Source organism: Streptomyces sp. NPDC044033 (assembly GCF_056434425.1).
Genome location: NZ_JBWKFF010000037.1, coordinates 1 through 25,115 on the forward strand (window position 1 = coordinate 1; position 25,115 = coordinate 25,115).

The following is a 25,115-nucleotide window of genomic DNA, read 5'->3' on the forward strand; positions in this document are numbered from 1 at the left end:
TGTAGATGTCGCAATCCACACCGAACCCGGAAGGCCCTCACTCATTCAAGATCACCCAGCCGTGATCACTGTCACCAACCTCCCTGGACAGAACAACTAGGGCACTCGGCGACAGGACGTAAGAAGAAGGAGCATTCCCGGCAAATCCCTGACAGTCACGCTATGTAGTCGCTTAGGTGGTGAAGAGGGGCGAACCAGCGGAGTGTGGAGGACGACACGGCCTCGCGTGCGATTGCGGCCGATGAGGGGTGTCCGCCGGCCCGGCGGCCGTCGCAACCGTACGTATCCGAGACCGAAGAGTACGTATCCGAGACCGCAGAGGGAGCAGAGGGAGAAGGGGAACCATGAGCGATGCGCGCGCCCCGCAGGATCCGACCACCACCCAGCCTCGGCCCGTCGAGGACGCGGGCGGAGGTCGGTCCCCGTTCCTGGTGGACGACGGGATCCGCGTGAACGCGGTGGCCCCGGGCCCCGTATGGACCCCCTTGATCCCCGCGACGCCGCCGGGCACCGTCGAGGTCGGAAAGCGGGCCCCGCTGGGCAGGCCCGCGCAGTCGGCGGAGATGGCTCCCGCTTACGTCTTCCTCGCCTCCGCGCGCGCCGGTTTCATCACCGCCGAGGTCATGAACGCGACGGGCGGCACGCCGCTGCCCTGACGCCTTGATGCCTTGATGCCTTGATGCTTACGCCTTGATGCCGACGCCCAGATGCCTGGCCCCTGCCGCCTGTCGCTGATGCCGCCACCCACCACCACGAGAGGACCGATCCCGGCCATGCGTACCTCCGCCTCTCCCCCAGACCTGTCGAGCCACTCGGCCTGCGTGACCGGCGGGTCGCGCGGGCTCGGCCTGCTGATCGCCGACCGGCTGGTCGCTCGCGGCTGCGCCGTCACCCTGGCGGCCCGCGACGGCGACGAGCTCCGAAAAGCCGAGGCGATGCTGCTCCACCGCCACCCCCGGGCGGCCGTGCGCAGTGTCGTCTGCGACGTACGCGACCAGGAGTCCGTACAGGCCCTGATGCGCGGGACGCACGAGACGGCGGGCGGGCCCGACATCGTCGTCGCCAACGCCGGGATCATCCAGGTCGCGCCGCTGGACTCGATCGGCGCCGAGGAGTTCCGGGCCGCCATGGACACCATGTTCACCGGGGCTCTGCACACCGCGCTGGAGGCCCTGCCCTACCTTCGGCAGAGCCCGTACGGCGGGCGGCTCGCGCTCATCTCCTCGGTGGGCGGCCTACTCGGTGTGCCGCATCTGCTGCCATACGCGTGCGCGAAGGCGGCGACGGGCGTTCTCGCGGAGGGGCTGCTCACCGAATTGGCCGCCGACGGAGTGAGCGTGACGGCGGTCCACCCCGGGCTGATGCGCACCGGATCGCATCTGCACGCCCAGTTCGGCGGTGACCGGTCGAAGGAGTTCGCGTGGTTCTCGGCGCTGGCCGGGGCCCCGCTGATCTCGATGAACGCCCAGCGGGCGGCCGAACGCATCGTGGACGGCGTGACCCGGAGGCGGGCCCGGATCGTACTGACCCCCGCGGCGCGCGCCGCGAGCCTCGCCCACGGCATCGCCCCCGCCACGACGATCCGCCTCAGCGGCCTCGCGGCGAAACTGCTGCCCAAGGGCACCGGCACCCGGGAACCGCTCCGCGAGGGCAAGACCATCGCGCCTCCCGAAGGTCTCGTCGCCAGGCGGCTGCGGTCCTGGGGCAGCGCCATGAACGACAAGGCGGCCCACGCCTACAACCAACGGACCGGGTGACACCGCCGGGCCCACGGACCTGCGGCTGTGCGCGCCGGCGGTGAACGTGCTCGGGCCCCGGTACGCCGACGCGGCCCGCTCGGCGGCGCGCTCCCGCCGCTCGTCTCGCCGGAGCGGCCCCGGACGTGCCCTCGCTTCAGACGTGCCCTCGCTTCAGGGGGTGGTGGCGGATGACGTGCGCGGGCTCGCGGCCGACGGCCGACACATCGTGCCGAAGGGCACGGTGCCCGGACGGTGTCGGCGCGGTTCTCGCCGTACGCGCGCCGCCCGGCCGGGTGCGAACTGGACGTAACGGGGCTCGCCGCGGAGTCGCGGAGTTGGGCGCGAACGGCCCTACCCCGGTCGTGTTCCGTCGCGTTCCGTCGTTCTGTCGCGGGCCAGGGCGTAGGCGCCCTTGTCAGAGCCTGTCTGTCAGTCTGCCGGGCTGCCGCGCCGTCACACCGTCGCACCCCGTCGCACCGTCGAAAACTCAAGACCGACCGGTCACGTCAGGCGGCACCGCCACCGCCTCCAAGTCGTCCAACAGCCGCGTCGCCGCCGCCGTCAGTTCGCCCAGCGACGCGGTGACCGGACCGCCGCGCGGATCGGTGTGGTGGGACGCGAGGCGGCGGCCCGCCTCGCGGGCCTCCTCCCACGCGCGTACCGCCCGTTCCTCGTCCGCTTCCGCCGCGCCGAACCGGTCCGCGTCCACCGCGCACACCTCCCCCGCCGCCCGCAGCAGCGCGGCCAGCGCGCCCAGCGCCGTCTCGGGAGGGGCGGCGAACCGGGGGCGCTCCCGAACGGTTTCGGCCAGCGAGCGCATCATCGCCGAGAGGTGGCCCGCCACCCGCTCCCACCGGAAGTCGCCGCCGCCGGCCGGCGGGCGCGGCGCCGAACGGCGCAGCCTGCGGCCGGGGTTGAGGCGGCGGCTCTCCTCGGAATGGCGGCGGGCCGATTCGAGTTCGGCCACCGTCGTGCCGAGCCGCAGCGCCCGCGCGTACCAGTCCTCGGCCTCCGCCGAGCCGTACCCGGCCTCGATCCCGTCCGCCGCCTCGCGCAGCAGTTCCGCACAGTCCGTCGGCACGCGGGCGCGCAGCTGCCGCACGCCGCCCGTGTGCACCGGCGGCAGCACGAGCGCGTTGACCAGGACGCCGACGACCGCCCCGAGCAGCGTCTCCAGGAGCCGGTGCAGGATTTCCCAGGGTCCGTACGAGCCGTACGTCAGGACGAACAGCGCGGCCGTCGGCGCGTACCACCCCTGCCCCCCGAACCGGGAGTACGTGCCGATGAGCACCGTTATCGGCAGCGCGATCGCCATCGCGGCCATCACGTCATGGGTGAGCGTGGCCGCCGCGGCGGCGATCAGGGTGCCCGTCGCGACGACCACGAACTGCTGCGCCGCGGACCGGAGTGAGCGGTAGACGGTGCTCTGCACGAGGACCACGGCGGTCCACGGCGCGAGCAGCGCCATCGGCGCGCTCCACCACCAGCCCGCGAGCGCCCACGCCGCCAGCGCGGCCACCGCCGCCTTGAGCGCCTGGACGGCCGTATCGCGCTCCGGGCCCGGGGACGTCGCGGCCCGTCGGGCGGCACGCGCCATGCCGCGGACCTCGACCGCGAGCGCGCTCCCCAGCCTGTGTGGCATGTGCTGGCCTCCTGGGTCGGGGCGGGGGGTCAGGTCGAGGCGAGTGCCCGGCCGGCTCCGCGCCATGCCCGCCCGGGCGACCGCTTGCGGTGACCATACACATCACTTGTGCGGTTTGTGTTGTTTTGGGCGAACCGCAAAACAGCCCCCGAACCAGGGCCGAGCGACCCGACAAGAGCCTCTCCGTGGGGCTATTTTCAGCCAAGGTTAGGTTAGGCTAACCTTTGCTCCGTGAAGGTCGGTGAAGAACTCCCCCAGGCCGCGCATGCCCGCGGCCACGCCCTCTCCGCCACGGGCGTCACCGTGGCGTACGACGGTGTCGACGTCGTGCACGAGGCGTCCCTTGAGCTGTCGCCCGGGCAAGTGACCGTACTGGTCGGGCCCAACGGCAGCGGGAAGTCGACGCTGCTGCGGACCGCGGCGCGGCTACAGCGGGCGCGGAGCGCGGCGCTGACGCTCGATGAGGGAACGGACTGCTTCGCGCTGACACCCCGCGAGTTCTCGCGGCGCGTGGCACTGCTGCCCCAAGGGCGGCCCACGCCCAGTGGGCTGACCGTGCGGGACGTCGTGGAGTTCGGGCGGTATCCGCACCGGGGGCGCTGGGGCCGGTCCGACCCCGGCGGGCGGGCGGCGGTGGACCGGGCGCTCGCCATGACCGGCGTGGCCGACCTGGCCGAGCGGGGTGCCGAGCACCTTTCCGGCGGCCAGTTGCAGCGGGTATGGCTCGCGGGCTGCCTCGCGCAGGAGACCGGCGTGCTGCTGCTGGACGAGCCGACGACCTACCTCGACCTGCGGTACCAAGTGGAACTGCTGGACCTGATACGGGACTTGGCGGAGGCGCACGGGATCGCCGTCGGCGTGGTGCTGCACGACCTGGACCAGGCGGCGGCCGTCGCCGACCGGATCGTGCTGCTCGGGGAGGGGCGCGTGATCGCGGACGGGGGGCCCGAGGACGTACTCACCCCGGAGCGGCTGACGGACACGTACGGCATCCGGATCGAGGTCTCGGCCGATCCGCTGACCGGGCGGCTGCGGACCCGCGCGATCGGCCGGTACCACACACGCCGGACGCCGGACGGCGGTACGGCGCGGGACAGCGGCCGGGCGCAAGCCCACGGCACGGCATCGGAAACCGACACCACACAAGCCCGCGGCACGACATCGGACGCCAACACCACGCAAAGCCGCGGCACGACGCCGGACGCCGACATCACGCAAGCCCGCGGCACGGCATCGGACGCCGACACCACGCAAGCCGACGACACCACGCAAGACAGCAAGCGGAACGCGCGCGACGCGCACAGTGAAAGGCTCAGTGCCACCTCATGAGACGACTCCTCCTCACCGCAGCCGCGGCAACCGCCGCCGCGCTCGCCCTGAGCGCGTGCGGTACGACCGAACCCGCCGCGGACCAGTCCGAGAAGTCCGACGGGCACATCACCCTCACCAGCGCGTCCGGCGCGAAGGTGGAGCTGAACGGGCCCGCCAAGAAGGTCGTCGGGACCGAGTGGAACGTCGTCGAGCACCTGGCCTCCCTGGGCGTCCAGCCGGTCGGCGTCGCCGACGTCAAGGGGTACAAGACCTGGGACAAGGCCGCTCCGCTGAAGAACGAGCCGAAGGACATCGGCACGCGCGGCGAGCCGAGCATGGACACCGTCGCCGCCCTCGCGCCCGACCTCATCGTCGCCACCGACGGCCTGCCCAAGGCCGCCCTCGCACAGCTGCGGAAGATCGCCCCCGTCCTGGATCTGAAGTCCGCCGACGGGGCCGACCCGATCGGGCGGATGACCAAGAACATGGACCTGATCGCCCAGGCCACCGGCACCACAGAGCAGGCCGGCAAGCTCAAGAAGGGCTTCGAGACGAAGCTCGCGGAGGGCAGGCAGGCGCTGGAGAAGTCCGGGCACAAGGGCACGAAGTTCGCCTTCGCGGACGGGTATGCGAACGGCAGCCAGGTCACCATCCGCCCGTACCTCAGCGGTTCGCTGATCGGCGCTGTGAACGACAAGCTCGGGCTGAAGAACCCCTGGAAGGTCAAGGGCGACCCGGCCTACGGGCTCGGCTCCACCGACGTCGAAGGGCTGACCAAGCTCGACAAGGACACGGAGTTCGGGTACATCGGCAACGACGACGACAAGTCCAGCTCGCCGTTCTCCGGCGCCCTCGCCGACAACGCGGTATGGAAGTCGCTGCCGTTCGTGAAGGCGGGCAAGACGCACCAACTGCCCGACGGCGTGTGGATGTTCGGCGGCACCGGGTCGATGGAGTCGTACATCGACTCCGTCGTCGCCGCGCTGAAGAAGTGATGACGGGACGCGCGTAGACATCATGGCCGTCACCACCACCGCTCCCCCCGCTCCTCCCGCCCCCACCGCGGTCGCGGCCTCCCGGACGGGCGGCGCGGTCGCGGTGACGGCCGCGCTCGTCCTGCTGGTCGCCGTCCTCGCGGTCGTCGACATCACCCAGGGCACCTCCGCCGTCGGCGCGGCGGAGGTCTGGAAGGCGTTCACCGGACAGGCCGACCCGGCGGACGCCTCCGTCGTCGTCGCCTCCCGGCTGCCGCGCATGGCCGCCGGACTCTTCGTCGGCGCGGCGCTCGGCATGTCAGGCGCCGCCCTCCAGGCCGTCAGCCGCAATGTGCTCGCCTCGCCCGACACCCTCGCCGTCAACGCCGGCTCCTACTTCTCGCTCGGGCTGGTCGCCGCGACCGGCGTCTCGCTGCCGGTCTTCGCGTCCTCCGGCGTCGCCTTCGTCGGCGGTCTGGCGGCAGCCGCCGTCGTGCTCGGCCTGTCCGGCCTGGGCACCGGGACCGTACGGCTGGTGCTGGCGGGCAGCGCCCTGACCCTCGGCCTCGCCTCCGTCACGGGAGGGCTGCTGCTGCTCTTCCCCGTGCAGACGGAGGGGCTGTACGCGTGGAACCAGGGCAGCATCGCGCAGAACGGCTTCGGCGGCGTGCTGTGGATGATGCCGCTCGCCGTCGCCGCGCTCACCGGGCTGCTGCTGATCGCCCGCCGGGTCGACGCCCTGGCGCTCGGCGACGACGCCGCGCGGGGCCTCGGCGTACCCGTACGGGCCACTCGCGTGACCACCGTCGTACTGTCCGCGCTGCTCTCCGCCACGGCCGTCACCCTCGCCGGGCCGATCGGCTTCGTCGGGCTGTGCGCCCCGGCCGTCGTACGCCTGGCGGCTCGCCGTTACCGCGGCTTCGCCCGGGTACGTACGAGCGTGGCACTGTCCGCCCTGGCCGGGGCGGTCCTCGTGCTCGGCTCGGACGTCACGCTACGGGCGCTGGTGTCGGCGGACACGTCGGTGGCCGTGCCGACCGGCGTGGTGACGAGCCTGGTCGGCGCCGTCTTCCTGGTGGTGCTGGCGACCAGGGGACGCGACACCGGCGCCGCCGCCCCGCCCGACCGGTTGCACATCCGCAGCCGGACCGTCTTCCTGGTCGTGACCGGGGCGCTGGTGGCGGTGCTGATCGCGCTGGCCATCGGCTCCGTACTGCTCGGCGACTCCAAACTGCTGCTCGGCGACGTCGTGAACTGGACGCAGGGCAGGGCCGGCCGGGCCGTCTCCTTCGTCCTCGACACCCGGATACCACGGGTGCTCGCCGCGCTCCTCGCGGGCGCGGCCCTCGCCCTGGCGGGCGTCCTGGTCCAGGCGGTGACGCGCAACCCGCTCGCCGAACCGGGCGTCATGGGCGTCTCCGGCGGCGCCGCGCTGGGCGCGGTGATCCTGGTGACGACCGTGCCGCAGGCCGGGTCGGCGGGCCTCGCCGGCGCGGCCTTCGCGGGCGCCGCCCTTGCCGCCGCACTCGTCTTCGGGCTGTCCGCGCGCGGCGGCTTCCGGCAGAACCGTCTGGTCCTGGTCGGCATGGGCGTCGCCACCGCGAGCGCCGCCCTGATCAGCCTGTTCATCGTCCTCACCGACCCCTTCAACGCCACCAAGGCGATGACCTGGCTGTCCGGTTCGACGTACGGGCGCACGCTGCCCGATCTGCTGCCGCTCGCCGTCGTCCTCGTGGCGGCGGTCGCCGTGTCGGTCGTGCGCCGCGCCGAACTCGACCTCGTCTCCCTCGACGAGGACACCCCGAGACTGCTGGGCCTGGGGCTGTCCCGGTCGCGCCTCGGATTTCTGGCGCTGGCCGTGCTGCTGAGTGCGACGGCCGTCGCCTGCGCCGGCACCATCGCCTTCGTCGGCCTGGTCGCCCCGCACGCCGCGCGCGCCCTGGTCGGCCGCCGGCACGTACGGGTGGTGCCGGTGGCGGCGCTGCTGGGCGCGGTGCTGGTGGGTACGGCGGACATGGTGGGCCGGACGGTGATCGCACCGGCCCAGCTCGGGGCGGGGCTGCTCACGGCGGTCATCGGGACGCCGTATTTCCTCTGGCTGCTGGTACGGACTCGGACGGCGGGGCGGTAGACGGCAGGCAGGGCTGTTTCAAGGTCCGGCTGTTCAAGGGTGGTTGCCGGCCACCGTGGGGTGGCGATGCGCGCGAGGGCTACCGCGAACGCGTCGAGGCTCCCGTTGCGGACGGCTTGAGCCGTCGTCTTCCCCGAACACCGCAGGGTCCTCCGGCCCCGGCCCCGGCCCCGGCCCCAGCCCCGTTCCTGGAGGCCGGGCCGGGCTCCTGGGCCCGTTCCTGGAGGCCGGGCCGGGCTCCTGGGCCCGTTCCTGGAGGCCGGGCCGGGCTCCTGGGCCCGGAAACGGGCCCAGGAGCAGCCGGTCTACCGGGATGCGTCGGGGTACGCGGCGGTCGCGCGGATTTCGACGAGGAGTCCCGGGCTGGCGAGGCCGTCGACCCCGATGATCGTCCAGGTCGGATAAGGCGCTTTGACGAGGCGCTGCTTGGCCTCGACGAAGCCGGTCAGGTGCTGGCGGATGTCGACGTGGTAGCTGGTGACGTCGACGAGGGCGGACAGGTCGAGGTTCTCCAGCCGGAGGATCTCTTCAATCTTCCGAATGGCGATCTCGCTCTGCTCTTCAACGGTGTCCGGGATGGTTCCGTCGGCGCGGCGGCCGATCGTTCCCGCGATGAACAGGAGGCCGTGCGCACGCACCGCGGCGGAATAGCCGAAGCCGGCGAAGGCGCTGGTGGTCTGTCCGAAGACCGCGTTGTCCTCGGGGACTTCGACGGTGTGGATGGTCATTGGGGTGCTTCCTTTTCCTTGCTGGCGGGGATTGTTCGGCGATGGGGTCGCTTGTTGGGGACTCGTTGGGGGGCTTGTTGGGGACTCGTTGGGGGGCTTGTTGGGGGGCTTGTTGGGGGGGCTTTTCGACGCGGGTTCCTCTGCGACGTGGATTCCTTGTCGACGCGGATTTCCTTGCCGACGAAGATTCCTGCCGACGGGACTCCTGCCGACGGGATTTTGTCGACGCGGCGCGGGGTCAGTTGTCCCAGCGGGACGAACGGCAGGCGTGTTCCATCCGGGTCCGGCCGAAGGTCTCGCGTTCGCGCAGGAATTCGCCAGGGATCGCGTACCGGGGTGCGTTCTTCGGGTTTTTCGCGGCCTGGGCGACGATCGCGTCGGTGAGTGAGCGGATCATGTCCAGCCGTGGATACGCGGTGTGCACGGCGCCGGCCTGCTCGTCGGTGACGGCCTCAACATGGTCGGCGCCCAGCGGGCCGCCGAAGTCGAGGGCGACGCCTTCGCGGACGAGTACGCACAGCGTGCCGCGGCGTTCGGCGATGCCGGGAGAGGTGTGCAGGGCGATGGCCTGCCAGACCTGGTCGGCGTCCGCCGCGGGCGATCCGTGGTCGATGAGAAACGCGGCGGCACGGTCGGCGCCTTCAACCTCGAACCGCTGCCGGTGCGGGCCGTCCGACGCCACGCCGAGGTCGTGCATCGCGCACGCGGCGAACAGCAGGTCGTCGTCGTAGTCGTCGCCGGCGGTCAGATCGAGGCGGGCGGCCACCAGCCGTGCGAACAGGTAGGTGCGGATGCTGTGGTTGAACACGGATGGCGATTCCACCGGCTGAATCAGGTTCACGACGGCGTCGGCAAGCGGTGTGCCGGGCAGCGCGACCAGTTGGGCAGTCGCCTCGGGAGTAGTGGGAGTAGTGGGTCCGGTCATGTCTTCAGCCTGGCCGCACCCCTCTGACCTGGCGAGAGGCAAAATTCCCTGACTTCGTTAGGATATTGCCATGGCAGTCCATCGAGTCGCGGTCCTGGCGCTGGACGGGGTCACCCCGCTCGACCTGGCGATCCCGACGCAGATCTTCAACGCCCGGCCGGAGACGCCCTATGCGATGACCGTGTGCGCGCTCGGCGCGAAGGTGACCACCACCGCGGGGTTCACCCTGGTCGCCGACGGGGACGTGGAGCAGGTGCGCGCCGCCGACACCGTGATCGTGCCGGGATACGAGCCGCTCCTTCGGCCGCCGGATGCCGTGCTCGACGTCCTGGCCGAGGCCCGTGACCGGGGCCGGCGCGTGGTGTCGATCTGCACGGGGGCGTTCGTACTGGCCGCGGCGGGTGTGCTGGACGGCCTGCACGCCACGACCCACTGGAAGCACATCGACGACCTCGAACGGGACTTCCCGGCCGTCACGATCGACCGCGACGTGCTCTACGTCGACGAGGGGAGCGTGCTGACCTCGGCCGGAGTGTGCTGCGGCATCGACCTGTGCCTGCACATCGTCCGCCGCGACCTGGGCGCGGTGGTGGCCAACCAGATCGCCCGCGGCCTGGTAGCCGCCCCGCACCGCGACGGCGGGCAGGCCCAGTACGTACCGGCCCCGGTCGCGGTGGCCGGCCGGGCGTCGCTCTCCGATACCCGGGGATGGGCCCTGCACCGGCTCGACGAGCCGCTCTCGCTGCGCGCGCTCGCCCGGCACGCCGGTCTCTCGCAGCGCACCTTCATGCGGCGGTTCACCGAGGAGACGGGCACCACCCCGTTGCGGTGGCTGCTCAACGCCCGCCTCGGCAAGGCGCGCGAACTGCTGGAGACCACGGACCACTCGGTCGACCGGGTGGCACGCGACTGCGGGCTGGGCACAGCGGCCAACCTGCGCCTGCACTTCCGACGCGCACTCGACACCACCCCCACCGCCTACCGCCGCACCTTCGCGCGCTCGACGCCGCGCGGCAGTCACGCCGACGCCCCGAGCCTCGGCCTGTAACCCGGCGTACGCCTGCTTGACGACACGGGCTGACGATGAGTCAGGCGGCCCCGGGCTTCGAAGACCGTACGGATCTCCGTCACCTCGTAGCCGGCGCGGGCGAGGCGGCGGTCGAAGGCGGCGGCTGTCGTGGCGGCTCGTGATGGCGTTCGTGGTGGCGTCCGTGGCGTCCGTCGCCGCGCTGAGCAGGCACTCAGCGGGACGTGAGCGAGACGTTTCCGGAACGTCAGCGGCCCCGGGAACAGTGGTGTCCACACCGCGGGAGCGACCGAAGAAGCAGCCCGCACGAGACGCAGGGGGAACCTGATCATGCGTACTTCCCGGATTCGTACCGCAGCCCTGGCCACCGTCACCGCCGCACTGGCGCTGGGCCTGACCGCCTGCGGCGGCGGCGACGGCGACGGCGGTTCGAAGGCGGCGGGCGGCGGCCACGACGCCGGTACCGCGCAGAGCCGTCTCGCGTCCACCGCAGACGGCAAGGGCAGCACGGAGCAGGCCGGCGGCGGCAGCGGCAGCAAGGAGAGCACGCGCTCGACGAACGCCTCGGGCGGTACGGACGAGGCCGCGGGCAAGGGCGCGACAGCCGGCGGCGGGGAGTGCCGCGGCGACGAACTGCTGGTCACCGCGGTGCACCGGTTCGCCGGACAGCAGGGCGACCACCTGCTGGTCACCGCGGTGAACAAGGGCGACAAGCCCTGCTGGGTGACCTCATACCCGTCCGTGAGGCTCGGCGGCGACGTCGACAGCGCCGCACTGCCGCACTCGAAGAAGGACGAGCGGGGCGGCGGCGGCAAGCACATCACGCTCCAGCCCGGCGGCAAGGTCTACAGCGCGGTGAACCTCTTCGACTACGGCTCGAAGCACCACACCGCCAACACGTTCGCCCTCGCGCTGCGCGACGCCAACGGCCACGACGGCCCCTCCTACTCCGTCGACACCAAGGGCGACAAGCCGCAGTTCAGCTGGAACGAGGCCGACGTCCTGAACTGGAACACCAAGAAGCCGTACGACTTCTGACCGCGGAAAAGTGCGCCGTTGACAAGCTCACGGAGCCACGAGAGCCTGTCCGGGTATCGATTCATTCTGTTGTAGAAACCTTCCGAGCGGCGGTTCAGTTCATAAACCTCCATTGAAGGGTCGACATGAGTCACATGAATCGCGGATTCTCCTCCCCCGGCGTGCGCTACTCCCCCGGATCACCATCGCCATCGCCATCGCCATCGCCATCGCCATCGCCATCGCCATCGCCATCGCCATCGCCATCGCCATCGGAACGGACGATGAAAGATGTCTTCACCGAGTTGTACGACAGCGACACGTGGAATCTCTTCCCCGGCGGCGAGGGCGGAGGCGGTGGCGAAGGCCGCGCGGACAGGCGCGGCGGTGGCGGGAATGCATCGCGTTCGGGCAACGGCTCGGACCTGACGCAGACCGCCACGCTCCGCTCCGAGCTTCCCGAGCTGATCGCGCGGCTCGGCGTCCGTACTCTTCTCGACATCCCGTGCGGGGATTTCTACTGGATGTCCCGGCTGGGCCTCGGGGTCGACGCCTACATCGGAGCCGACCTCGTCCCCGAAGTCATCGAGCGGAACGAAATGGATTTCGCACGGGCGGGCCATGAGTTCCGCGTCCTCGATATCACCCGGAGTCCGCTTCCAAGGGTCGACATGGTCTTCTCCCGGGACTGCCTGGTGCACTTCAGCGATGCCGCCGTGCACAGCGCGCTGGAGAACGTCAAGCGCAGCGGTTCCACGTACTTCGCGGCGACCACCTTCACGGCCCGGACCGACAACGCCGCCGACATCGAGACCGGCGGCTGGCGCTCGCTCAACCTCTGCCTCGCGCCGTTCTCCCTTCCCGCACCGAGCCACCTGATCAACGAGAACTGCTCGGAGGTCTTTGTGGCCCAAGAGGGCGGGTCGAGCGTCGAACACGACTTCACCGACAAGTCGATCGGCGTATGGCGCATCGCTGACCTGTAGGCATGCCGAGGGCGGCAGTCCGGTCGCACAACGGCCGCACCGCGGCTCTGTCGGTGGACTCGACCTGCGCGCCGACATCGCCCTACGTGACCACCTGACCGCTGGCGATGTTTGGCGGTAGCGTGCGATAGCCGACGTGACTGGCCATCAAATGACCCTGGCCGTAGCCGAGTTCGGCGTCACGGGCGCAGCCTGTGACTACTCGGTTGCCCGCAGCCAGACCGTGCGGGCCGGCAGGAGGAGAACGTCGTGGCGTTTACGCCGGGTAGGACGTATCGCATCCGCAACAAAGCGAGCAACGGTCTGGTCGTGACCCCCAAGAGTTGGAGTTCGGGCGAGACCCAGCTTCAGATCTACACGCTGACGGGCGTGGGCGATGGGAACCGCGCCAAACAGGTCTGGCACGTGATGCCACTGGACAACGACAACGTCATGCTCGTCAGCAAGCGGACCGGCCTGTGCATGAACATCCACAAGAACAGCACGGCTCCGTCCATGGGGGTACAGCAGTACGACATCCAGTCCCCCGAGGTCGCCTCCGCCCAGACGTGGATGCTCAGGCCCGCGACAAGCGGCTACTACACCGTCGTCAACAAGAAGAGCGGCCTGGAACTGACCCCTCAGAGCTGGGGCACCTCGCCGTCGACCAACCTCCAGCAGTACACCCCCGGCGGGCCGGAGACCCGGGAGCGGCAGTACTGGGCGCTGGAGGTGGAAGACGAGTATCCGCAGATCACCAGCCTCAGGCCGATTGACAGGGACCCCAACGACATCGGTGACGTCATCCGGCTCACGGGCTTCTCGGAGCCCCCGCGGGACACCACACCGGATGTGCTGATCGGCCACCTGGCCGTGCCCTTCTTCACGATCGGGGACTCCTCGCCCCAGTGGCAGATCGACAACAGCCCGTACTACATCCTCAAGCGGTACGGCTACTGGGAGAAGGTGTACTTCTACGATCACGCCGGCACCAGCAAGGTCACAAAGACCAAGTCGGTCACGGTCGGCCTCACGACGAGCACCTCCAAGACGGTGGAGGAGACGACCAGCATCTCGGTGACCGCCGAGGCGTCGTTCGCCTACAAGGGCTTCGCCGCATCTCTGAGCTCGACTTACAGCCGCGAGTTGAAGGTGACCACCTATACCGGCGAGGTGCACGAGAGCAGCAAGACGGAGAAGGTCGAACGGGAATACCAGGCCGACGGCGTCAGGGTCGCCGAGTGTCTCTGGTTCCGGGGCGACCGCTACACCGTGGAACGGATGGACGGCACCAAGATCTTGGAATGGAACACGCTCAACCCTGCTGTCAGCGTCTTGGACGGCCACGGGCGCTGACGGTCGCCGACGTCACTCCGGAAGCATTCGCGGAGGCCCGTGCCGCGCACGACGCCTGAATGCCCTCCGGCGGCACACGTACGGAGCTAGCGGTTCCGGGTTCCGTGTGGTGTGGCGAGTGATCGCCACACCACACGGAACCCTTTTCGCGAGTGCCCCCAAGAGGAGATCTTCGGGTTCCTTGCCGCTGCGCCGAAGAGATCTGTTCGGTCTCTGGCGGGTGAGCGCCGCCGGGAGGAAACTCTCAAGGACTCGGCCCTCGGGCCGTTCCGCGACGGCATCGGAGGGGAGCCCGATGATGCCCGCATCCCTTGCCCGGGACGCCGTCTTCTGGCCGGCGACCGGACCCGAAGCCCATTGCTCGGCTGCGCGTACCGGGGCCCTGGGGCTCACCCGCGGTGTCACGCGGGGGGGACGCAGGGCCGCGGCCCACACCGCGGACCGCATATCGCCTGCGACGGTCACGGACTCACTTGAGTGCGGCTCCGGCGTGCGCCACGCAGAGGCAGAAGAGGGGAAGGCACATGCCGCATAGAGGAACTGCCATTCTCGTGGGGCTGCTCTTCATCTCGTCAACGATCACTTTTTCCATAGGCAGTTCCCTCGTGCATGCCTACTTCTCGGATGAGACAGCACGTAGCGGAACGCTGGTGGGCGGGGTCTCGCTGGAGTGGTATACAGCACTGGCTGTCGCTGCGATCGGCGTCGCGTTGTTCCCAGTTCTGCGTCCTTATGGGGAGAGGACTTCGGCGGCCTATCTTGTTCTTCGGGCCGCGGAGGGGGCGGCGCTCGTCGCCGTGGGGGTCTATTTCCTGGCGAGCCGGAACCGGTTCGAGGACTATGAGCTGCTCGTCTACGCCCTGTCAGGTGCTGGTGGAATCGTCCTGTCCTACCTGCTGTTGCGCTCCGGGCTGGTCGCCCGGTGGTTGTCGCTGCTGGGGGCAGTCGGCTATGCCGCACTGCTGGCGGGGGTGTTGGCCAGTGCGCTGGGTGCGGTCGATCTCGATTCCGGTTCCGGAATCGTGTTCCTGGTGCCGGGGGGCCTGTTCGAAATAGTGTTCCCGCTGTTGTTGATCGTCAGGGGTTTCCGCTCCCCCGAACCGGGTGCCCGCTCGGAGGGCGGGCACCCGGGGATGGCCTCCGACCGGCCTCGCAGGTGACATCCGCCGGCAGAGAGCGGCCAGAGGACTTCTCCAGCCGTGGCGTTCATCCGGAAGGGAAGCACATGGAGACCTTGGAGCCGGCGATCCGGGATATGCGCAGAGCGGCACTGGCCGCGGGGTTCGGGATTCTGGTGATGGCCGCACTCGCCGCCTTCGCGAATTTCGCCGTCGTGGAGAATTTCGTCACTGAAGGCGATGCCGAAAAGACGGCACGCGACATACGGGCGTCCGAGATGATGTTCCGTTCCGGTGTCGCCGCTCTGGCGTTGGTGGCCGTTCTCGATGTCGTAGTGGCCTGGGCTCTGCTGACCTTCTTCGCGCCGGTGCACAAGGGGGTCTCCACGCTTGCGGCGTGGTTCAGGCTCGCGTACGCGGCGGTGCTGATGGCCGCCGTGGGCCAGTTGGTCGGAGTCCCCGCCCTCACAGAGGATGACGTTCGCCCAGGGGCATCAAGCGCCGACCAAATGCATGTCGAAGCGCTGATGAAGGTCGACACCTTTCACGACCTCTGGGACGCCGGTCTCATTCTCTTCGCCTTCCACCTGCTGACGCTTGGATACCTGGTCCACAAGTCAGGGTATGTACCCAAAATCTTGGGGGTGCTGCTCGTGATCGCAGGGCTGGGTTACCTGGCGGACAGTTTTGGCGCCCTGCTGTCCGACGACTATGCGGCCGAAGTGGCCAGGTTCGCCTTCATCGGTGAATTCGTCCTGATGGTATGGCTCTTGGCCAAAGGCAAGAAGGTCACGCCAAAGGAAACCCCGGCCTGAACCTCGATCTTCCGTGATGCGCGAGCGTCGGCGGCCGTCCCGGCAGATCGAGTGCGAGCCGGACGGCCCCCAAGGCTAGAGCGGCCCGGAGGCGGCTTCGTCGGGCAGGCCGCCGAACGCATCCACGATCTTCCAGGCGTCGCGGCACATGGTCTGATGGCACCGTTCGCCGAGCGCGTCGTGGATGCGCCGCTCGACCGCGTCGACCCGGCGCTCGGCGTCCTCCCAGACGCGGCGCCCCTGGTCGGTCAACTCGATGAGCAGGATGCGCTTGTGCACCGGATGGCGGCGGCGGTGCACGTGGCCCGCCTTCAGCAGCACGGTCACACTCTGCGCCACCGTCTGCGGGCGCATCCCGGCGTCGCGGGCCAGGTCGGCGGCGGACATCGGGCCGCGCGTCGCGAACCGGTTGAGCGCGCCGAACTGCCCCATGGTGAGCCCGAGCGGCTTGAGCTCGTCATCGAGGGCCTTCAGCAGGGTCCGGTTCACCTGCCACAGGGCGTATTCGAGCCGCGCCTCATGGGCATCGCTGACCGTCTCGACGCGCGGCGGCGTTCGGGGCATCGCTGGTTCCACCTCTCGTGCTCGCCTCAGTTTGTCATGTCCGACGTCCGGACCTGGGATTTGACCGGCACGGGATGACAGGCTTACTGTCAAGTTAACAGTATGCCTGTCACAACGTAAGGAGCACCCCCATGCCCACTGCCGAGCCCCGCCCGACCTTCCTTCTCGTTCATGGCGCCTGGCACCGGCCTGTCTGCTGGGCAGCGCTTCAGGACGCCCTCACCGCCGGCGGATGGCAGTCCCGCACGGTGGCCCTGCCCAGCGCCGGCCCGCAGGGCACGCCCAGCGCGGGCATGTACGCCGACGCCGAAGAGATCTCCGCGCAACTGCGGCAGACACCCGGCCCCGTGGTCGTCGTGGCCCACTCCTACGGCGGCGTTCCGACCACCCAGGCGGCGGCCGACCACCCGAACGTCGCCCGTCTCGTCTACCTCACGGCCTACGTGCCCGAGGAGGGCGAGTACACCCGCGGCATGCACGGCGCCCCGCAGATCGAAGACCTCGAAGGCTCCGCCCCCGGCTTCGAGGACCCCCGCGCCTCGCTGTACCAGGACCTGCCCGAGGACCAGGCCGAGCGCGCCATCGGCCAACTCGTCGAGCAGAGCGTGCGGTCGTTCCATGAGCCGGTCACCAAAGCGGCATGGCGGACCGTGCCCTCCACGTACATCATCTGCGAACAGGACCAGGCGCTCCGGCCCCCGATGCAGGAGAAGATGGCCGCGCGCACCGAGCGCATCGAGCGCATCGCCACGGGCCACTCCCCCTTCCTGTCGGCACCCGCCGAACTGGCCGCTCTCCTCGGCGATATCGCCTCGACGCAGGGCTGACGTCGACGGCGCCCGACCGCCGCAGCCGCCGAACGTCCGTAGTTTCACGAGATGTTCGGCAACTTCGGCCCGGCCACGCTCTTGCCTGGTCATTCAACTCTTTCGCCTGATGATGCGTCATATGCCTGCTGAAGCAGGGCCTTCGAGCCGCGCATCGGGGCGAACTCGTCACATCGGCAGAGACAGCAGCCGCATCGGTCCGCTCGGCCACACCGCCCCCTCCTGGAGCGGCAGCCACATCGAGCAGAGCGGCATGACGATCGGCCCGCCGGGCTGTTCGACCTGTATCCCGCCCTCCAGCAGCCGCCACCCCATCCGGTCGTACACGGGAACGCGGTCCGGCCGGCAGAAGAGGAACCCGTATTCCAGCCCCCGTTCGCGGCCGTGCTCCACCGCAGAGGCCACGACGGCACGGGCCAGCCCCCGTCGCTGCTGTTCGGGGGCGACGATGACGCTGCCGACGCCCGTGGCCCGTAGCCGCGTGGCGCCCACCGTCAGCGGCACCGGTACGTAACCCGCGTGCGCCACCAGGCGGCCGTTCAGCCGAATGCCGAAGTGCTCCCTCGTGGGCCGCCAGACCAGGCCGCCCCCCTCGACCTCGAAGGGGTCGACGACGTCCCCTCTGATCTCGTCGAATTCGCTCGCCGTGTACCGCGCGAGCCGCGTGACGACCGGCGGTCCGTTCATCGGATTCCAGTTCATCCCCGCATGATGACGCCCCGTGGCCGGGCGTGGCACGACATGGCCGAGAGCGAGACGCCGACGGCGGGCGCACCGGCGCCCTCACCTCCGAAGTCCTCGCCCCCGAGGCCCGCCGCCCCGAGGCCATCGCGCTCGGGGCCGTCGCGCTCGGGGCCGTCGCGCCACCCGGCGGGCCAGGGACCTGGCCGCTCTCACGCGGCGACTCACCCGGGGGTGAGTCCGACCCGCACCAGGGCGAGGATCTCGTCGTCGGCCAGGCCGAGGGCCCGCGCCTGGGCCACCAGGTCGCGGGCGCCCTCGACGAGGCGGGCGTGGGACGGGGAGGCGCCGGCGGTGATGACCGCGCCGCGCCCCCGGCGGAGCTCCAACAGCCCTTCGTCACGCAGGCGTTGATAGCCGCGCAGCACGGTGTGGACGTTGACGCCGAGGGACTGGGCCAGTTCGCGGGCGGCGGGCAGGCGGTCGCCCGTACGTACCGTGCCGTCGGCGATGGCACCGCGGACGCACCCGGCGACCTGGTCGCCGAGCGGTAGCGGAGAGGTGGGGTCGACGCGGAAGAGCACGTCAGCTCCGGGCGCTGGGACCCGATGGGGCGGGCCGCCGGTCGATGAGGGTGTTGAGGAGAGCGGCGGCGGTGGCGGCGTCGTCGACGGAGACGAGGAATTCGCTGCCGGTCGCGAGCCGCAGGCTGATGGCCTCGCCGGAGCGCAGTATGACGCCGCTGCGGCCGGGCTGTACGCGATACCCCCAGCCGAAGTCCCTGAAGAGGCGGATGTCGCGCACGCGCGCCTCCTGGATGCGGCTCAGCGGTATGCGTACGCGAGGGAGGGGCAGGACGCGCGGGGCGAGGCCGAGGCCGCGCTGGTCGATGGTGACGCGGACGGTGCCGAACATGGCGGCGGTGAGACCGAGCAGGATCAAGGTGAGGCCCAGCCCCTCCCCCACGGTGATCATGAGGACGATGCCCGCGCAGAGCGCCACGATGCCGGCGAGCTCCACGGAGACGGAGCCGATGGTGCGCGTCCAGGCGGCGCGCTCGCCGTCGGCGAGGCCCAGCCGTACGGCCTCGGGCGCGGCGCCCTGTGGTGCGATGCGGGCGGGCGACGGTACGAGCGCGGCGATGAGCCAGCCGATCGCCCCGGCGACGGCCGCCGGGCCGAGGGCTATGAGGAACTGCCACATCGAGAAGGCCACGTCCGACGCGTCGGGGACATCCGCGCTGACGCGGAAGAGCGCGGTGAAGAGGTAGCCGAGGACGGCGGCGACGGCGTAACCGGTCGCCATGAAGCCGCGCTGGGCGCGGAGCGGAACGCCGGAGAGGTACTGCAAGGCGGTGAATATGGCTCCGAGGGCGAGCGTCATGGCGACCGAGCCCCAGAGGATGGCACCCAATGAGGTGAATCCGTCGGGTTTGCCGCCGGAGCCGAAGTGGGTGGCCATGGGGTCGGGAAGACGGTCGTGCAAGGCGATGTACACGCCGCCCACGACCAGGGCTCCGGCCACAAATGGCAGGGCCGCGACTACGGCGACCCAGGGGTTGCGTTGCGTGACGACCGGTGCCGGCGTGCGAGAAAAAGTCATATTGAACCTCCCGTTGTTCGCATAGTAGTAGAACAACTCTCGATTAGGAAGTGATCTCATATCTGAGATACCGTCTGGCGCATGACAGACGCGTACCTCGCCCGCATCGGCAAGCTCATCCGTGATGCCCGACAGCACCGGGGATGGACCCAGGCACACCTCGCGGAGGCTCTCGGCACCAGCCAGAGCGCGGTCAATCGCATCGAGCGCGGCAACCAGAACATCAGCCTTGAGATGATCGCCCGAATCGGTGAAGCGCTCGACAGTGAAATCGTCTCCCTCGGGTACGCGGGGCCCATGCATCTGCGCGTAGTCGGCGGGCGCCGGCTCTCGGGCTCCATCGACGTGAAGACGAGCAAGAACGCGTGCGTGGCGCTGCTCTGCGCCACGCTCCTCAACGCGGGCCGCACGACCCTGCGCCGGGTGGCCCGGATCGAGGAGGTCTACCGGATCCTGGAGGTGCTCGGCTCCATCGGCGTACGGGCCCGCTGGATCAACGACGGCAACGACCTGGAGATCGTGCCGCCGGCCGAACTGGACCTCGCCGCCATGGACACCGAGGCGGCCCGCCGGACCCGCAGCGTCATCATGTTCCTCGGCCCGCTGCTGCACCGCATGGACCGCTTCAAGATCCCGTACGCGGGCGGCTGCGACCTCGGCACCCGGACCGTGCAGCCGCACATGACGGCGCTGCGCCACTTCGGCCTGGAGGTGACGGCGACGGACGGCACGTACCACGCGGAGGTCGACCGGTCCGTGGCCCCCACCCGCGCCATCGTGCTGACCGAGCGCGGCGACACCGTGACGGAGAACGCGCTGCTGGCCGCCGCCCGGCACGAGGGCGTCACCGTCATCCGCAACGCCAGCTCCAACTACATGGTCCAGGACCTCTGCTTCTTCCTGGAGGAGCTGGGCGTACGGGTGGAGGGCGTCGGCACCACGACGCTGACCGTGCACGGCGTCCGCCACATCGACCGCGATGTGGACTACGCGCCGTCGGAGGACCCGGTGGAGGCCATGAGCCTGCTGGCGGCGGCCGTGGTGACGGAGTCGGAGCTGACGATCCGTCGGGTACCGGTGGAGTTCCTGGAGATCGAACTCGCGGTCCTGGAGGAGATGGGCCTCGACCACGAGCGCACCCCGGAATACCCGGCCGACAACGGCCGCACCCGGCTGATCGACCTGACCGTGCGGCCCTCGAAGCTGCGCGCGCCGATCGACAAGATCCACCCGATGCCGTTCCCCGGCCTCAACATCGACAACGTCCCCTTCTTCGCGGCCATCGCCGCGGCCGCCCAGGGCCAGACCCTCATCCACGACTGGGTCTACGACAACCGCGCCATCTACCTCACCGACCTCACCCGCCTCGGAGCGGACGTCAAACTCCTGGACCCGCACCGCGTCCTGGTAGAGGGCCCCACCCGCTGGCGCTCAGCCGAAATGATGTGCCCGCCCGCCCTGCGCCCCGCGGTGGTGGTCCTGCTGGCCATGATGGCGGCCGAGGGAACGTCCGTACTGCGCAACGTGTACGTGATCAACCGCGGCTACGAGGACTTGGCGGAGCGCCTCAACTCGATCGGCGCCCAGATCGAGACGTTCCGGGATATCTGAGAACAAGGCCGCGGACCTCGCATAGGTCAGCGTGGCCTCGCGTCGAGGACGGGGCGGCTGTGTCGGGCCTCGTGGAAGGCCGACGCCGTCGGCGACGACGTGCGCGAGTACGTCATGGAGCAACCTGGGGCGTTCCTGGAGAGAGGTCAGGCGTACGCCGCCGCGGGAAGGCTCTGGCCAGGACGGGGGATGAGTGAATACCTGGCCAGAGCCGGCTTGGGGAGCGTGCCGGCGCCGCGACCGGGCGGCCCTGTTCCGAGGGTCGCCGGGCCTGGGGCCGGCTCTCGCGCCGCGTGTCCGCGGATCGCGTCAGGAGACGGGGCGTTGCCGGTAGCGGGCGATGCCCGTGGCGGCGGTGACGGTGACGAGCGCGCTGATGACGGTGAGGGTCCACAGCCCGGCCCGGTAACTGCTCAGTCCGGAAGCGCCGTTGAGGGTGAGGGCGCCGGCGGTGACAGCGATCACCAGACCCGCGCCGATCTGGGAGCTCGTGTTGAACAGTCCTGAGGCCAGGCCCTGTTCGCTCTCGCCGGCCTGCCCGACGGCGGCGATGCTCAGGGCGGGGTACGCGCCGGCGAAGCCGATGCCGCCGAGGAGCTGCTGAGCGAGCAGCAGCGGGATGGGGTCGACGTGGCCGATCAGCAGGGCCCAGCCGAGGTATCCGACAGTGAGCAGCAGCAGCCCGGCGGTGGCCACCGGCCACGCGCCGTACCGCGTGACCGCGGCGGCGCCGCCGCGTGCGGTGGTCGCGGTGAGCACGCCGCCGAGGAGGAAGGCCAGGCCCGCCTGGAGCGGCGACCAGCCGAGCGTGTTCTGGTAGTAGAGGGTCAGGACGAACTGGAACCCGACGTAGGCGCCGAAGAAGAGCATGCAGATGTTCGCGCGGGACAGCTGCGGCCGCGTGAAGATCACCAGGGGGACCAGCGGCGCCTTGTGCGCCCGCTCGATCAGGACGAACAGCACCAGCAGGACGACGGCCGCGATGAGGGTGGCGATGGTCGCCGGGGTGGTCCACCCGGCGGTGGAGGCGTGGCTGACCCCGTAGGCCAAGGCCACCACGCCGCCGGTCACGGTCACGGCGCCCAGGACGTCCACCCGGCCGCGCTCGCCCTGGTGGGGGCGGTCGGCGGGCACGGTGGCGACGGCGAGGGCGATGGCCAGCACTCCCATCAGGGCGGGCAGGAAGAGGACGAGCCGCCAGTCGATGTCCGCCAGCAGCCCGCCGAAGACCAGGCCGAGCGAGTAGCCGGCGGAGGCGATGGCGAGGAAGACGCCGAGCGCGCGGTTGCGCTCGTGTTCGCCTCGGAAGACGTCGAGCAGGATCGCCAGGGCGACCGGGGCGGTGAAACCGGCGCTCACACCCTTGAGGAGGCGCGCGATGACCAGGACGGTTCCGTCGTCGGTGAGCCCGCCGATGAAGCTGGCGACCACGAACACCGCCAGCCAGCCCAGCAGCAGCTTCTTGCGGCCGAACAGGTCGGCCAGCCGTCCCCCCAGCAGCAGGAACCCGCCGAAGCCCAGCGAGTAGGCGCTGACCACCCATTGGAGCGCCCCGGCGGACATGCCCAGGTCGTGCTGGATGACGGGGAGGGCCGGGCCCATGCTGGCGATGTCCATCGCGTCCAGGAACTGGACCGCGCACACGACAGCGAGCAGTAACCCCGTGCGGGTGGCTCTGGGTGGGTCGAGGGGTGGCGGCCTCTCCTTGAGCGACTCCACGTCCGGCTTCTCGGTGCTCGACACGATATTGGCCTTTCTTCCCCGTCGTTCAGTGGCTACGGGCCACTGTGCGCGGCCAGTTCAGCACCCTGGCCGCGCGGAGGTCCCGCCGGATTGCGACAGCACCGTAGGTTGGTGTCGCTTTCCGGCGAGCGCACGCCCGGCCAACCGGCAAGACTGACACCGTGTTTGACGACGTGGATCAGTGTGTAAGGGCGGCGCAGTCCAGGGACCCCCGCTTCGACGGCTGGCTTTTCGTCGCGGTCGCCACCACGAGGATCTATTGCCGGCCGAGCTGCCCGGCGGGTGTGCCGCCGAAGGTCGAGAACATGCGCTTCTACCCGAGCGCGGCCGCGGCCCAGCAGGCGGGCTACCGGGCGTGCAAACGGTGCAGGCCGGACGCCAGCCCCGGCTCCCCCGAGTGGGACCACCGGGAGGACCTGGTGGCCCGGGCGATGCGGCTGATCGCCGACGGGCTGGTCGACCGCGGCGGCGTGCCGAGCCTCGCCGCGGCGGTGGGCTACAGCGTCCGCCAGCTGGAACGGCAGCTCTTCGCCGAGCTGGGCGCGGGGCCACTGGCACTGGCGCGCGCCCAGCGCGCGCAGACCGCCAGGGTGCTCATCGAGACCAGCGCGCTGTCGATGATCGACGTGGCGCACGCCGCCGGATTCGCCAGCCTGCGCACGTTCAACCAGACCGTACGGCAGGTCTTCGCGTTGACCCCCACCGAGCTGCGGCAGCGCGCCGCCCGGGCCCGCCCTCCGGCGACGCACGGCGCGGTCTCGCTGCGGCTGCCGTTCCGGGCGCCGCTGCACCCGGACAGCCTCTTCGGCCCGCTGGCGGCGACGGCGGTGGCCGGGGTGGAGGAGTGGCGTGCGGGAGCCTACCGGCGCACCCTACGGCTCCCGCACGGACACGGCATCGTGGCCCTGCGCCCGCTGCCCGACCACATCGGCGCGCAGCTGGTCCTCACCGACATGCGGGACCTGTCGAGCGCGATCAACCGGTGCCGCCGGCTACTCGATCTGGACGCCGACCCGGTCGCCATCGGCGATCTGCTGCGCCGCGACCCGTGGCTGACCGAGGCCGTCGACAAACACCCGGGCCGGCGCGTGCCCCGCACCGTGGACCCGGCCGAGTTCGCGGTACGCACGGTCCTCGGACAGCAGGTCTCCGCGGTGGCCGCCCGCGCGTACACCGCACGGCTGGTCGCCGCGCACGGCGAGCCCGTCACCGACTCGGCCGGGGAGCTGACCCACCTGTTCCCCGCCCCGGCCGCGCTGGCCGAGCTGGGGCCCGAGGAGTTGCCCCTGCCGCCCGCCCGGCGCACCGCACTTACCGCGCTGACCACCGTGCTGGCCGACGGCGGCATCGACGTGGGGGTGGGCAGCGACTGGCGCCGGGCCCGTGCCGCGCTCGCCACGCTCCCCGGGCTCGACCCCTGGGCGGTCGAGACGATCGCCATGCGCGCCCTCGGCGACCCGAACGCCTTCGCCCCCGCCGACGCCGACGTCCGCCGCGGGGCCCGCGTCCTGGGGCTGCCCGACACGCCGGCCGGCCTGAGCGCGCACGCCCGTGCCTGGGAGCCCTGGCGCGCGTATGCCGTGCAGTATCTGTGGGCCGCCGGCGGCCGCCGGGGCGGGGGGCGGCCCGCCCCCTGAGCCGGTCCCGGACCGGGGCCGCCGGGCGGTTCGAGTTCTTGACAGTCCCCGTGCACCGGCTGGAAGTCGCAGACATTTCCCATGATCCGCGCCGCCCGCGCGGCAGGCCGCCTGCACCGAGAAGCGGTTCCCCGACCAACCGATAGGGAGATTCACCATGTCCGTAGGCCGGTGCCATGAGGCGCTCGACGACCACACGCGTTCGCTGCTCGACACCATCGCCGTCTACCGCATGGCCGTCACCGAGCGGTGCGCGGGGGTCGCGGCAGACGATGCGGGCGTGGGGCTCACGGCGCGGACGGTTACCGCCGACATCCTGCGGCGGCTGACCCGGCTGGAGCTGGGCTGGCTCCACTACCTCGACGAGCCGCTCTTTCCGCAGGGCTTCGCCGCGGCGGGCGAGCCGGATCACGACACTCACGAGGTCGCCGAGCTCTTCGAGACCTGGCGGGCCGCGTGCGAGCAGTCCCGGCTCGCCGCGGCGCATCTGACCGACCTGTACGCCCAGGGGCGGCTCGCCGCCGTGCAGTTGCGCTTGGCACTGCTCCCGCTGTTCGCCGAGTACGCCCGCTGCGACGCCCAACTGCAGATGATCCGGACGGCCCCGGGAGAGGGCAGGCAGCGGTAGGACGCACTCGTACGGGCCGGGGCGTGGTGCGCCCCGGCCCGTACGGCGGTGCTTGAGGGATGGCTACCGCGTGC

21 protein-coding genes and 2 pseudogenes are annotated in these 25,115 nt (G+C 70.7%); 15 read left to right on the forward strand and 8 right to left on the reverse strand.

What is annotated here, in order from left to right; translation table 11 throughout:
• Nucleotides 1–428: 428 nt before the first annotated feature.
• Nucleotides 429–656, forward strand: a pseudogene (locus AC07AB_RS37900) (SDR family oxidoreductase); the annotation flags it as partial.
• Nucleotides 657–773: 117 nt separating this feature from the next.
• Nucleotides 774–1,757, forward strand: coding sequence for an SDR family NAD(P)-dependent oxidoreductase (locus AC07AB_RS37905; protein ID WP_478576685.1), 984 nt, complete (start codon nucleotides 774–776; stop codon nucleotides 1,755–1,757).
• A gap of 469 nt (nucleotides 1,758–2,226) precedes the next feature.
• Here AC07AB_RS37905 and AC07AB_RS37910 read toward each other — a convergent pair whose 3' ends face one another.
• Complete coding sequence (locus tag AC07AB_RS37910; RefSeq protein ID WP_478576686.1) at nucleotides 2,227–3,381, reverse strand: FUSC family protein; 1,155 nt, start codon at nucleotides 3,379–3,381, stop codon at nucleotides 2,227–2,229.
• A gap of 231 nt (nucleotides 3,382–3,612) precedes the next feature.
• Here AC07AB_RS37910 and AC07AB_RS37915 point away from each other — a divergent pair.
• From AC07AB_RS37915 to AC07AB_RS37925, 3 genes and pseudogenes are all read left to right on the forward strand, one after another.
• Nucleotides 3,613–4,446 (forward strand): annotated as a pseudogene (locus tag AC07AB_RS37915) (ABC transporter ATP-binding protein); the annotation flags it as partial.
• A 260-nt stretch (nucleotides 4,447–4,706) separates the two neighbouring features.
• The gene (locus tag AC07AB_RS37920; protein ID WP_478576688.1) at nucleotides 4,707–5,687 is read left to right on the forward strand and encodes an iron-siderophore ABC transporter substrate-binding protein; all 981 of its coding nucleotides are present in this window, start codon (nucleotides 4,707–4,709) and stop codon (nucleotides 5,685–5,687) included.
• A 22-nt stretch (nucleotides 5,688–5,709) separates the two neighbouring features.
• A complete protein-coding gene (locus AC07AB_RS37925; protein ID WP_478576689.1) occupies nucleotides 5,710–7,797 on the forward strand; it encodes an iron ABC transporter permease in 2,088 nt (695 codons plus the stop codon).
• A gap of 305 nt (nucleotides 7,798–8,102) precedes the next feature.
• On the opposite strand, the gene AC07AB_RS37930 is transcribed toward AC07AB_RS37925, so the two are convergent.
• Both AC07AB_RS37930 and AC07AB_RS37935 read right to left on the reverse strand, forming a co-directional pair.
• The gene (locus AC07AB_RS37930; RefSeq protein ID WP_478576691.1) at nucleotides 8,103–8,525 is read right to left on the reverse strand and encodes a Rid family hydrolase; all 423 of its coding nucleotides are present in this window, start codon (nucleotides 8,523–8,525) and stop codon (nucleotides 8,103–8,105) included.
• A 238-nt stretch (nucleotides 8,526–8,763) separates the two neighbouring features.
• The gene (locus tag AC07AB_RS37935) at nucleotides 8,764–9,450 is read right to left on the reverse strand and encodes an HD domain-containing protein (RefSeq protein WP_478576693.1); all 687 of its coding nucleotides are present in this window, start codon (nucleotides 9,448–9,450) and stop codon (nucleotides 8,764–8,766) included.
• Between the two features lie 70 nt (nucleotides 9,451–9,520).
• On the opposite strand from AC07AB_RS37935, the gene AC07AB_RS37940 reads away from it, so the two are divergent.
• From AC07AB_RS37940 to AC07AB_RS37965, 6 genes are all read left to right on the forward strand, one after another.
• Nucleotides 9,521–10,498 (forward strand): GlxA family transcriptional regulator, encoded by a 978-nt coding sequence (locus AC07AB_RS37940; protein ID WP_478576695.1) that lies wholly within the window; start codon nucleotides 9,521–9,523, stop codon nucleotides 10,496–10,498.
• A gap of 309 nt (nucleotides 10,499–10,807) precedes the next feature.
• On the forward strand, nucleotides 10,808–11,515 hold the full coding sequence (locus tag AC07AB_RS37945; RefSeq protein ID WP_478576697.1) for a DUF4232 domain-containing protein: 708 nt from the start codon (nucleotides 10,808–10,810) through the stop codon (nucleotides 11,513–11,515).
• A 263-nt stretch (nucleotides 11,516–11,778) separates the two neighbouring features.
• Nucleotides 11,779–12,480 carry a class I SAM-dependent methyltransferase gene (locus tag AC07AB_RS37950; RefSeq protein ID WP_478576699.1) on the forward strand — a complete coding sequence of 234 codons (702 nt, stop codon included), beginning with the start codon at nucleotides 11,779–11,781 and terminating at the stop codon, nucleotides 12,478–12,480.
• Between the two features lie 309 nt (nucleotides 12,481–12,789).
• On the forward strand, nucleotides 12,790–13,815 hold the full coding sequence (locus AC07AB_RS37955) for an RICIN domain-containing protein (protein ID WP_478576701.1): 1,026 nt from the start codon (nucleotides 12,790–12,792) through the stop codon (nucleotides 13,813–13,815).
• Nucleotides 13,816–14,366: 551 nt separating this feature from the next.
• Entirely contained in the window at nucleotides 14,367–14,975 is a 609-nt protein-coding gene (locus tag AC07AB_RS37960; RefSeq protein WP_478576703.1) for a DUF4386 domain-containing protein, read from the forward strand.
• Between the two features lie 65 nt (nucleotides 14,976–15,040).
• On the forward strand, nucleotides 15,041–15,748 hold the full coding sequence (locus AC07AB_RS37965) for a DUF4386 domain-containing protein (protein WP_478576704.1): 708 nt from the start codon (nucleotides 15,041–15,043) through the stop codon (nucleotides 15,746–15,748).
• Between the two features lie 75 nt (nucleotides 15,749–15,823).
• Here the strand turns inward: AC07AB_RS37965 and AC07AB_RS37970 are convergent, their stop codons facing one another.
• Nucleotides 15,824–16,312, reverse strand: a complete 489-nt coding sequence (locus tag AC07AB_RS37970) for a MarR family winged helix-turn-helix transcriptional regulator (RefSeq protein ID WP_478576706.1) — start codon at nucleotides 16,310–16,312, stop codon at nucleotides 15,824–15,826.
• Nucleotides 16,313–16,443: 131 nt separating this feature from the next.
• Here AC07AB_RS37970 and AC07AB_RS37975 point away from each other — a divergent pair, with 131 nt between their 5' ends.
• Nucleotides 16,444–17,139, forward strand: a complete 696-nt coding sequence (locus AC07AB_RS37975; RefSeq protein ID WP_478576708.1) for an alpha/beta hydrolase — start codon at nucleotides 16,444–16,446, stop codon at nucleotides 17,137–17,139.
• A 168-nt stretch (nucleotides 17,140–17,307) separates the two neighbouring features.
• Here AC07AB_RS37975 and AC07AB_RS37980 read toward each other — a convergent pair whose 3' ends face one another.
• From AC07AB_RS37980 to AC07AB_RS37990, 3 genes are all read right to left on the reverse strand, one after another.
• The gene (locus AC07AB_RS37980; RefSeq protein ID WP_478576709.1) at nucleotides 17,308–17,841 is read right to left on the reverse strand and encodes a GNAT family N-acetyltransferase; all 534 of its coding nucleotides are present in this window, start codon (nucleotides 17,839–17,841) and stop codon (nucleotides 17,308–17,310) included.
• Between the two features lie 203 nt (nucleotides 17,842–18,044).
• Complete coding sequence (locus AC07AB_RS37985) at nucleotides 18,045–18,404, reverse strand: GntR family transcriptional regulator (RefSeq protein WP_478576711.1); 360 nt, start codon at nucleotides 18,402–18,404, stop codon at nucleotides 18,045–18,047.
• A gap of 1 nt (nucleotide 18,405) precedes the next feature.
• Nucleotides 18,406–19,422, reverse strand: a complete 1,017-nt coding sequence (locus tag AC07AB_RS37990) for a DUF1648 domain-containing protein (RefSeq protein WP_478576713.1) — start codon at nucleotides 19,420–19,422, stop codon at nucleotides 18,406–18,408.
• 81 nt (nucleotides 19,423–19,503) lie between these two features.
• Between AC07AB_RS37990 and AC07AB_RS37995 the strand changes: the two genes are divergently transcribed.
• Nucleotides 19,504–21,033: a UDP-N-acetylglucosamine 1-carboxyvinyltransferase gene (locus AC07AB_RS37995; RefSeq protein WP_478576715.1), complete on the forward strand. Its 1,530-nt coding sequence runs from the start codon at nucleotides 19,504–19,506 to the stop codon at nucleotides 21,031–21,033.
• A gap of 309 nt (nucleotides 21,034–21,342) precedes the next feature.
• Here the strand turns inward: AC07AB_RS37995 and AC07AB_RS38000 are convergent, their stop codons facing one another.
• Nucleotides 21,343–22,776 carry an MFS transporter gene (locus tag AC07AB_RS38000; protein WP_478576717.1) on the reverse strand — a complete coding sequence of 478 codons (1,434 nt, stop codon included), beginning with the start codon at nucleotides 22,774–22,776 and terminating at the stop codon, nucleotides 21,343–21,345.
• A 161-nt stretch (nucleotides 22,777–22,937) separates the two neighbouring features.
• Between AC07AB_RS38000 and AC07AB_RS38005 the strand changes: the two genes are divergently transcribed.
• Nucleotides 22,938–24,413, forward strand: coding sequence for an AlkA N-terminal domain-containing protein (locus AC07AB_RS38005; protein ID WP_478576719.1), 1,476 nt, complete (start codon nucleotides 22,938–22,940; stop codon nucleotides 24,411–24,413).
• Between the two features lie 157 nt (nucleotides 24,414–24,570).
• The gene (locus AC07AB_RS38010; RefSeq protein WP_478576721.1) at nucleotides 24,571–25,041 is read left to right on the forward strand and encodes a mycothiol transferase; all 471 of its coding nucleotides are present in this window, start codon (nucleotides 24,571–24,573) and stop codon (nucleotides 25,039–25,041) included.
• Nucleotides 25,042–25,115: the final 74 nt, after the last annotated feature.

What these genes read in the sequence shown, in the direction of transcription:
- AC07AB_RS37905 (WP_478576685.1), top strand. Translation starts at nt 774, where the DNA reads ATGCGTACCTCCGCCTCTCCCCCAGACCTGTCGAGCCACTCGGCCTGC.
- AC07AB_RS37910 (WP_478576686.1), bottom strand. Translation starts at nt 3,381, where the DNA reads ATGCCACACAGGCTGGGGAGCGCGCTCGCGGTCGAGGTCCGCGGCATG.
- AC07AB_RS37920 (WP_478576688.1), top strand. Translation starts at nt 4,707, where the DNA reads ATGAGACGACTCCTCCTCACCGCAGCCGCGGCAACCGCCGCCGCGCTC.
- AC07AB_RS37925 (WP_478576689.1), top strand. Translation starts at nt 5,710, where the DNA reads ATGGCCGTCACCACCACCGCTCCCCCCGCTCCTCCCGCCCCCACCGCG.
- AC07AB_RS37930 (WP_478576691.1), bottom strand. Translation starts at nt 8,525, where the DNA reads ATGACCATCCACACCGTCGAAGTCCCCGAGGACAACGCGGTCTTCGGA.
- AC07AB_RS37935 (WP_478576693.1), bottom strand. Translation starts at nt 9,450, where the DNA reads ATGACCGGACCCACTACTCCCACTACTCCCGAGGCGACTGCCCAACTG.
- AC07AB_RS37940 (WP_478576695.1), top strand. Translation starts at nt 9,521, where the DNA reads ATGGCAGTCCATCGAGTCGCGGTCCTGGCGCTGGACGGGGTCACCCCG.
- AC07AB_RS37945 (WP_478576697.1), top strand. Translation starts at nt 10,808, where the DNA reads ATGCGTACTTCCCGGATTCGTACCGCAGCCCTGGCCACCGTCACCGCC.
- AC07AB_RS37950 (WP_478576699.1), top strand. Translation starts at nt 11,779, where the DNA reads ATGAAAGATGTCTTCACCGAGTTGTACGACAGCGACACGTGGAATCTC.
- AC07AB_RS37965 (WP_478576704.1), top strand. Translation starts at nt 15,041, where the DNA reads ATGGAGACCTTGGAGCCGGCGATCCGGGATATGCGCAGAGCGGCACTG.
- AC07AB_RS37970 (WP_478576706.1), bottom strand. Translation starts at nt 16,312, where the DNA reads ATGCCCCGAACGCCGCCGCGCGTCGAGACGGTCAGCGATGCCCATGAG.
- AC07AB_RS37975 (WP_478576708.1), top strand. Translation starts at nt 16,444, where the DNA reads ATGCCCACTGCCGAGCCCCGCCCGACCTTCCTTCTCGTTCATGGCGCC.
- AC07AB_RS37980 (WP_478576709.1), bottom strand. Translation starts at nt 17,841, where the DNA reads ATGAACTGGAATCCGATGAACGGACCGCCGGTCGTCACGCGGCTCGCG.
- AC07AB_RS37990 (WP_478576713.1), bottom strand. Translation starts at nt 19,422, where the DNA reads ATGACTTTTTCTCGCACGCCGGCACCGGTCGTCACGCAACGCAACCCC.
- AC07AB_RS37995 (WP_478576715.1), top strand. Translation starts at nt 19,504, where the DNA reads ATGACAGACGCGTACCTCGCCCGCATCGGCAAGCTCATCCGTGATGCC.
- AC07AB_RS38010 (WP_478576721.1), top strand. Translation starts at nt 24,571, where the DNA reads ATGTCCGTAGGCCGGTGCCATGAGGCGCTCGACGACCACACGCGTTCG.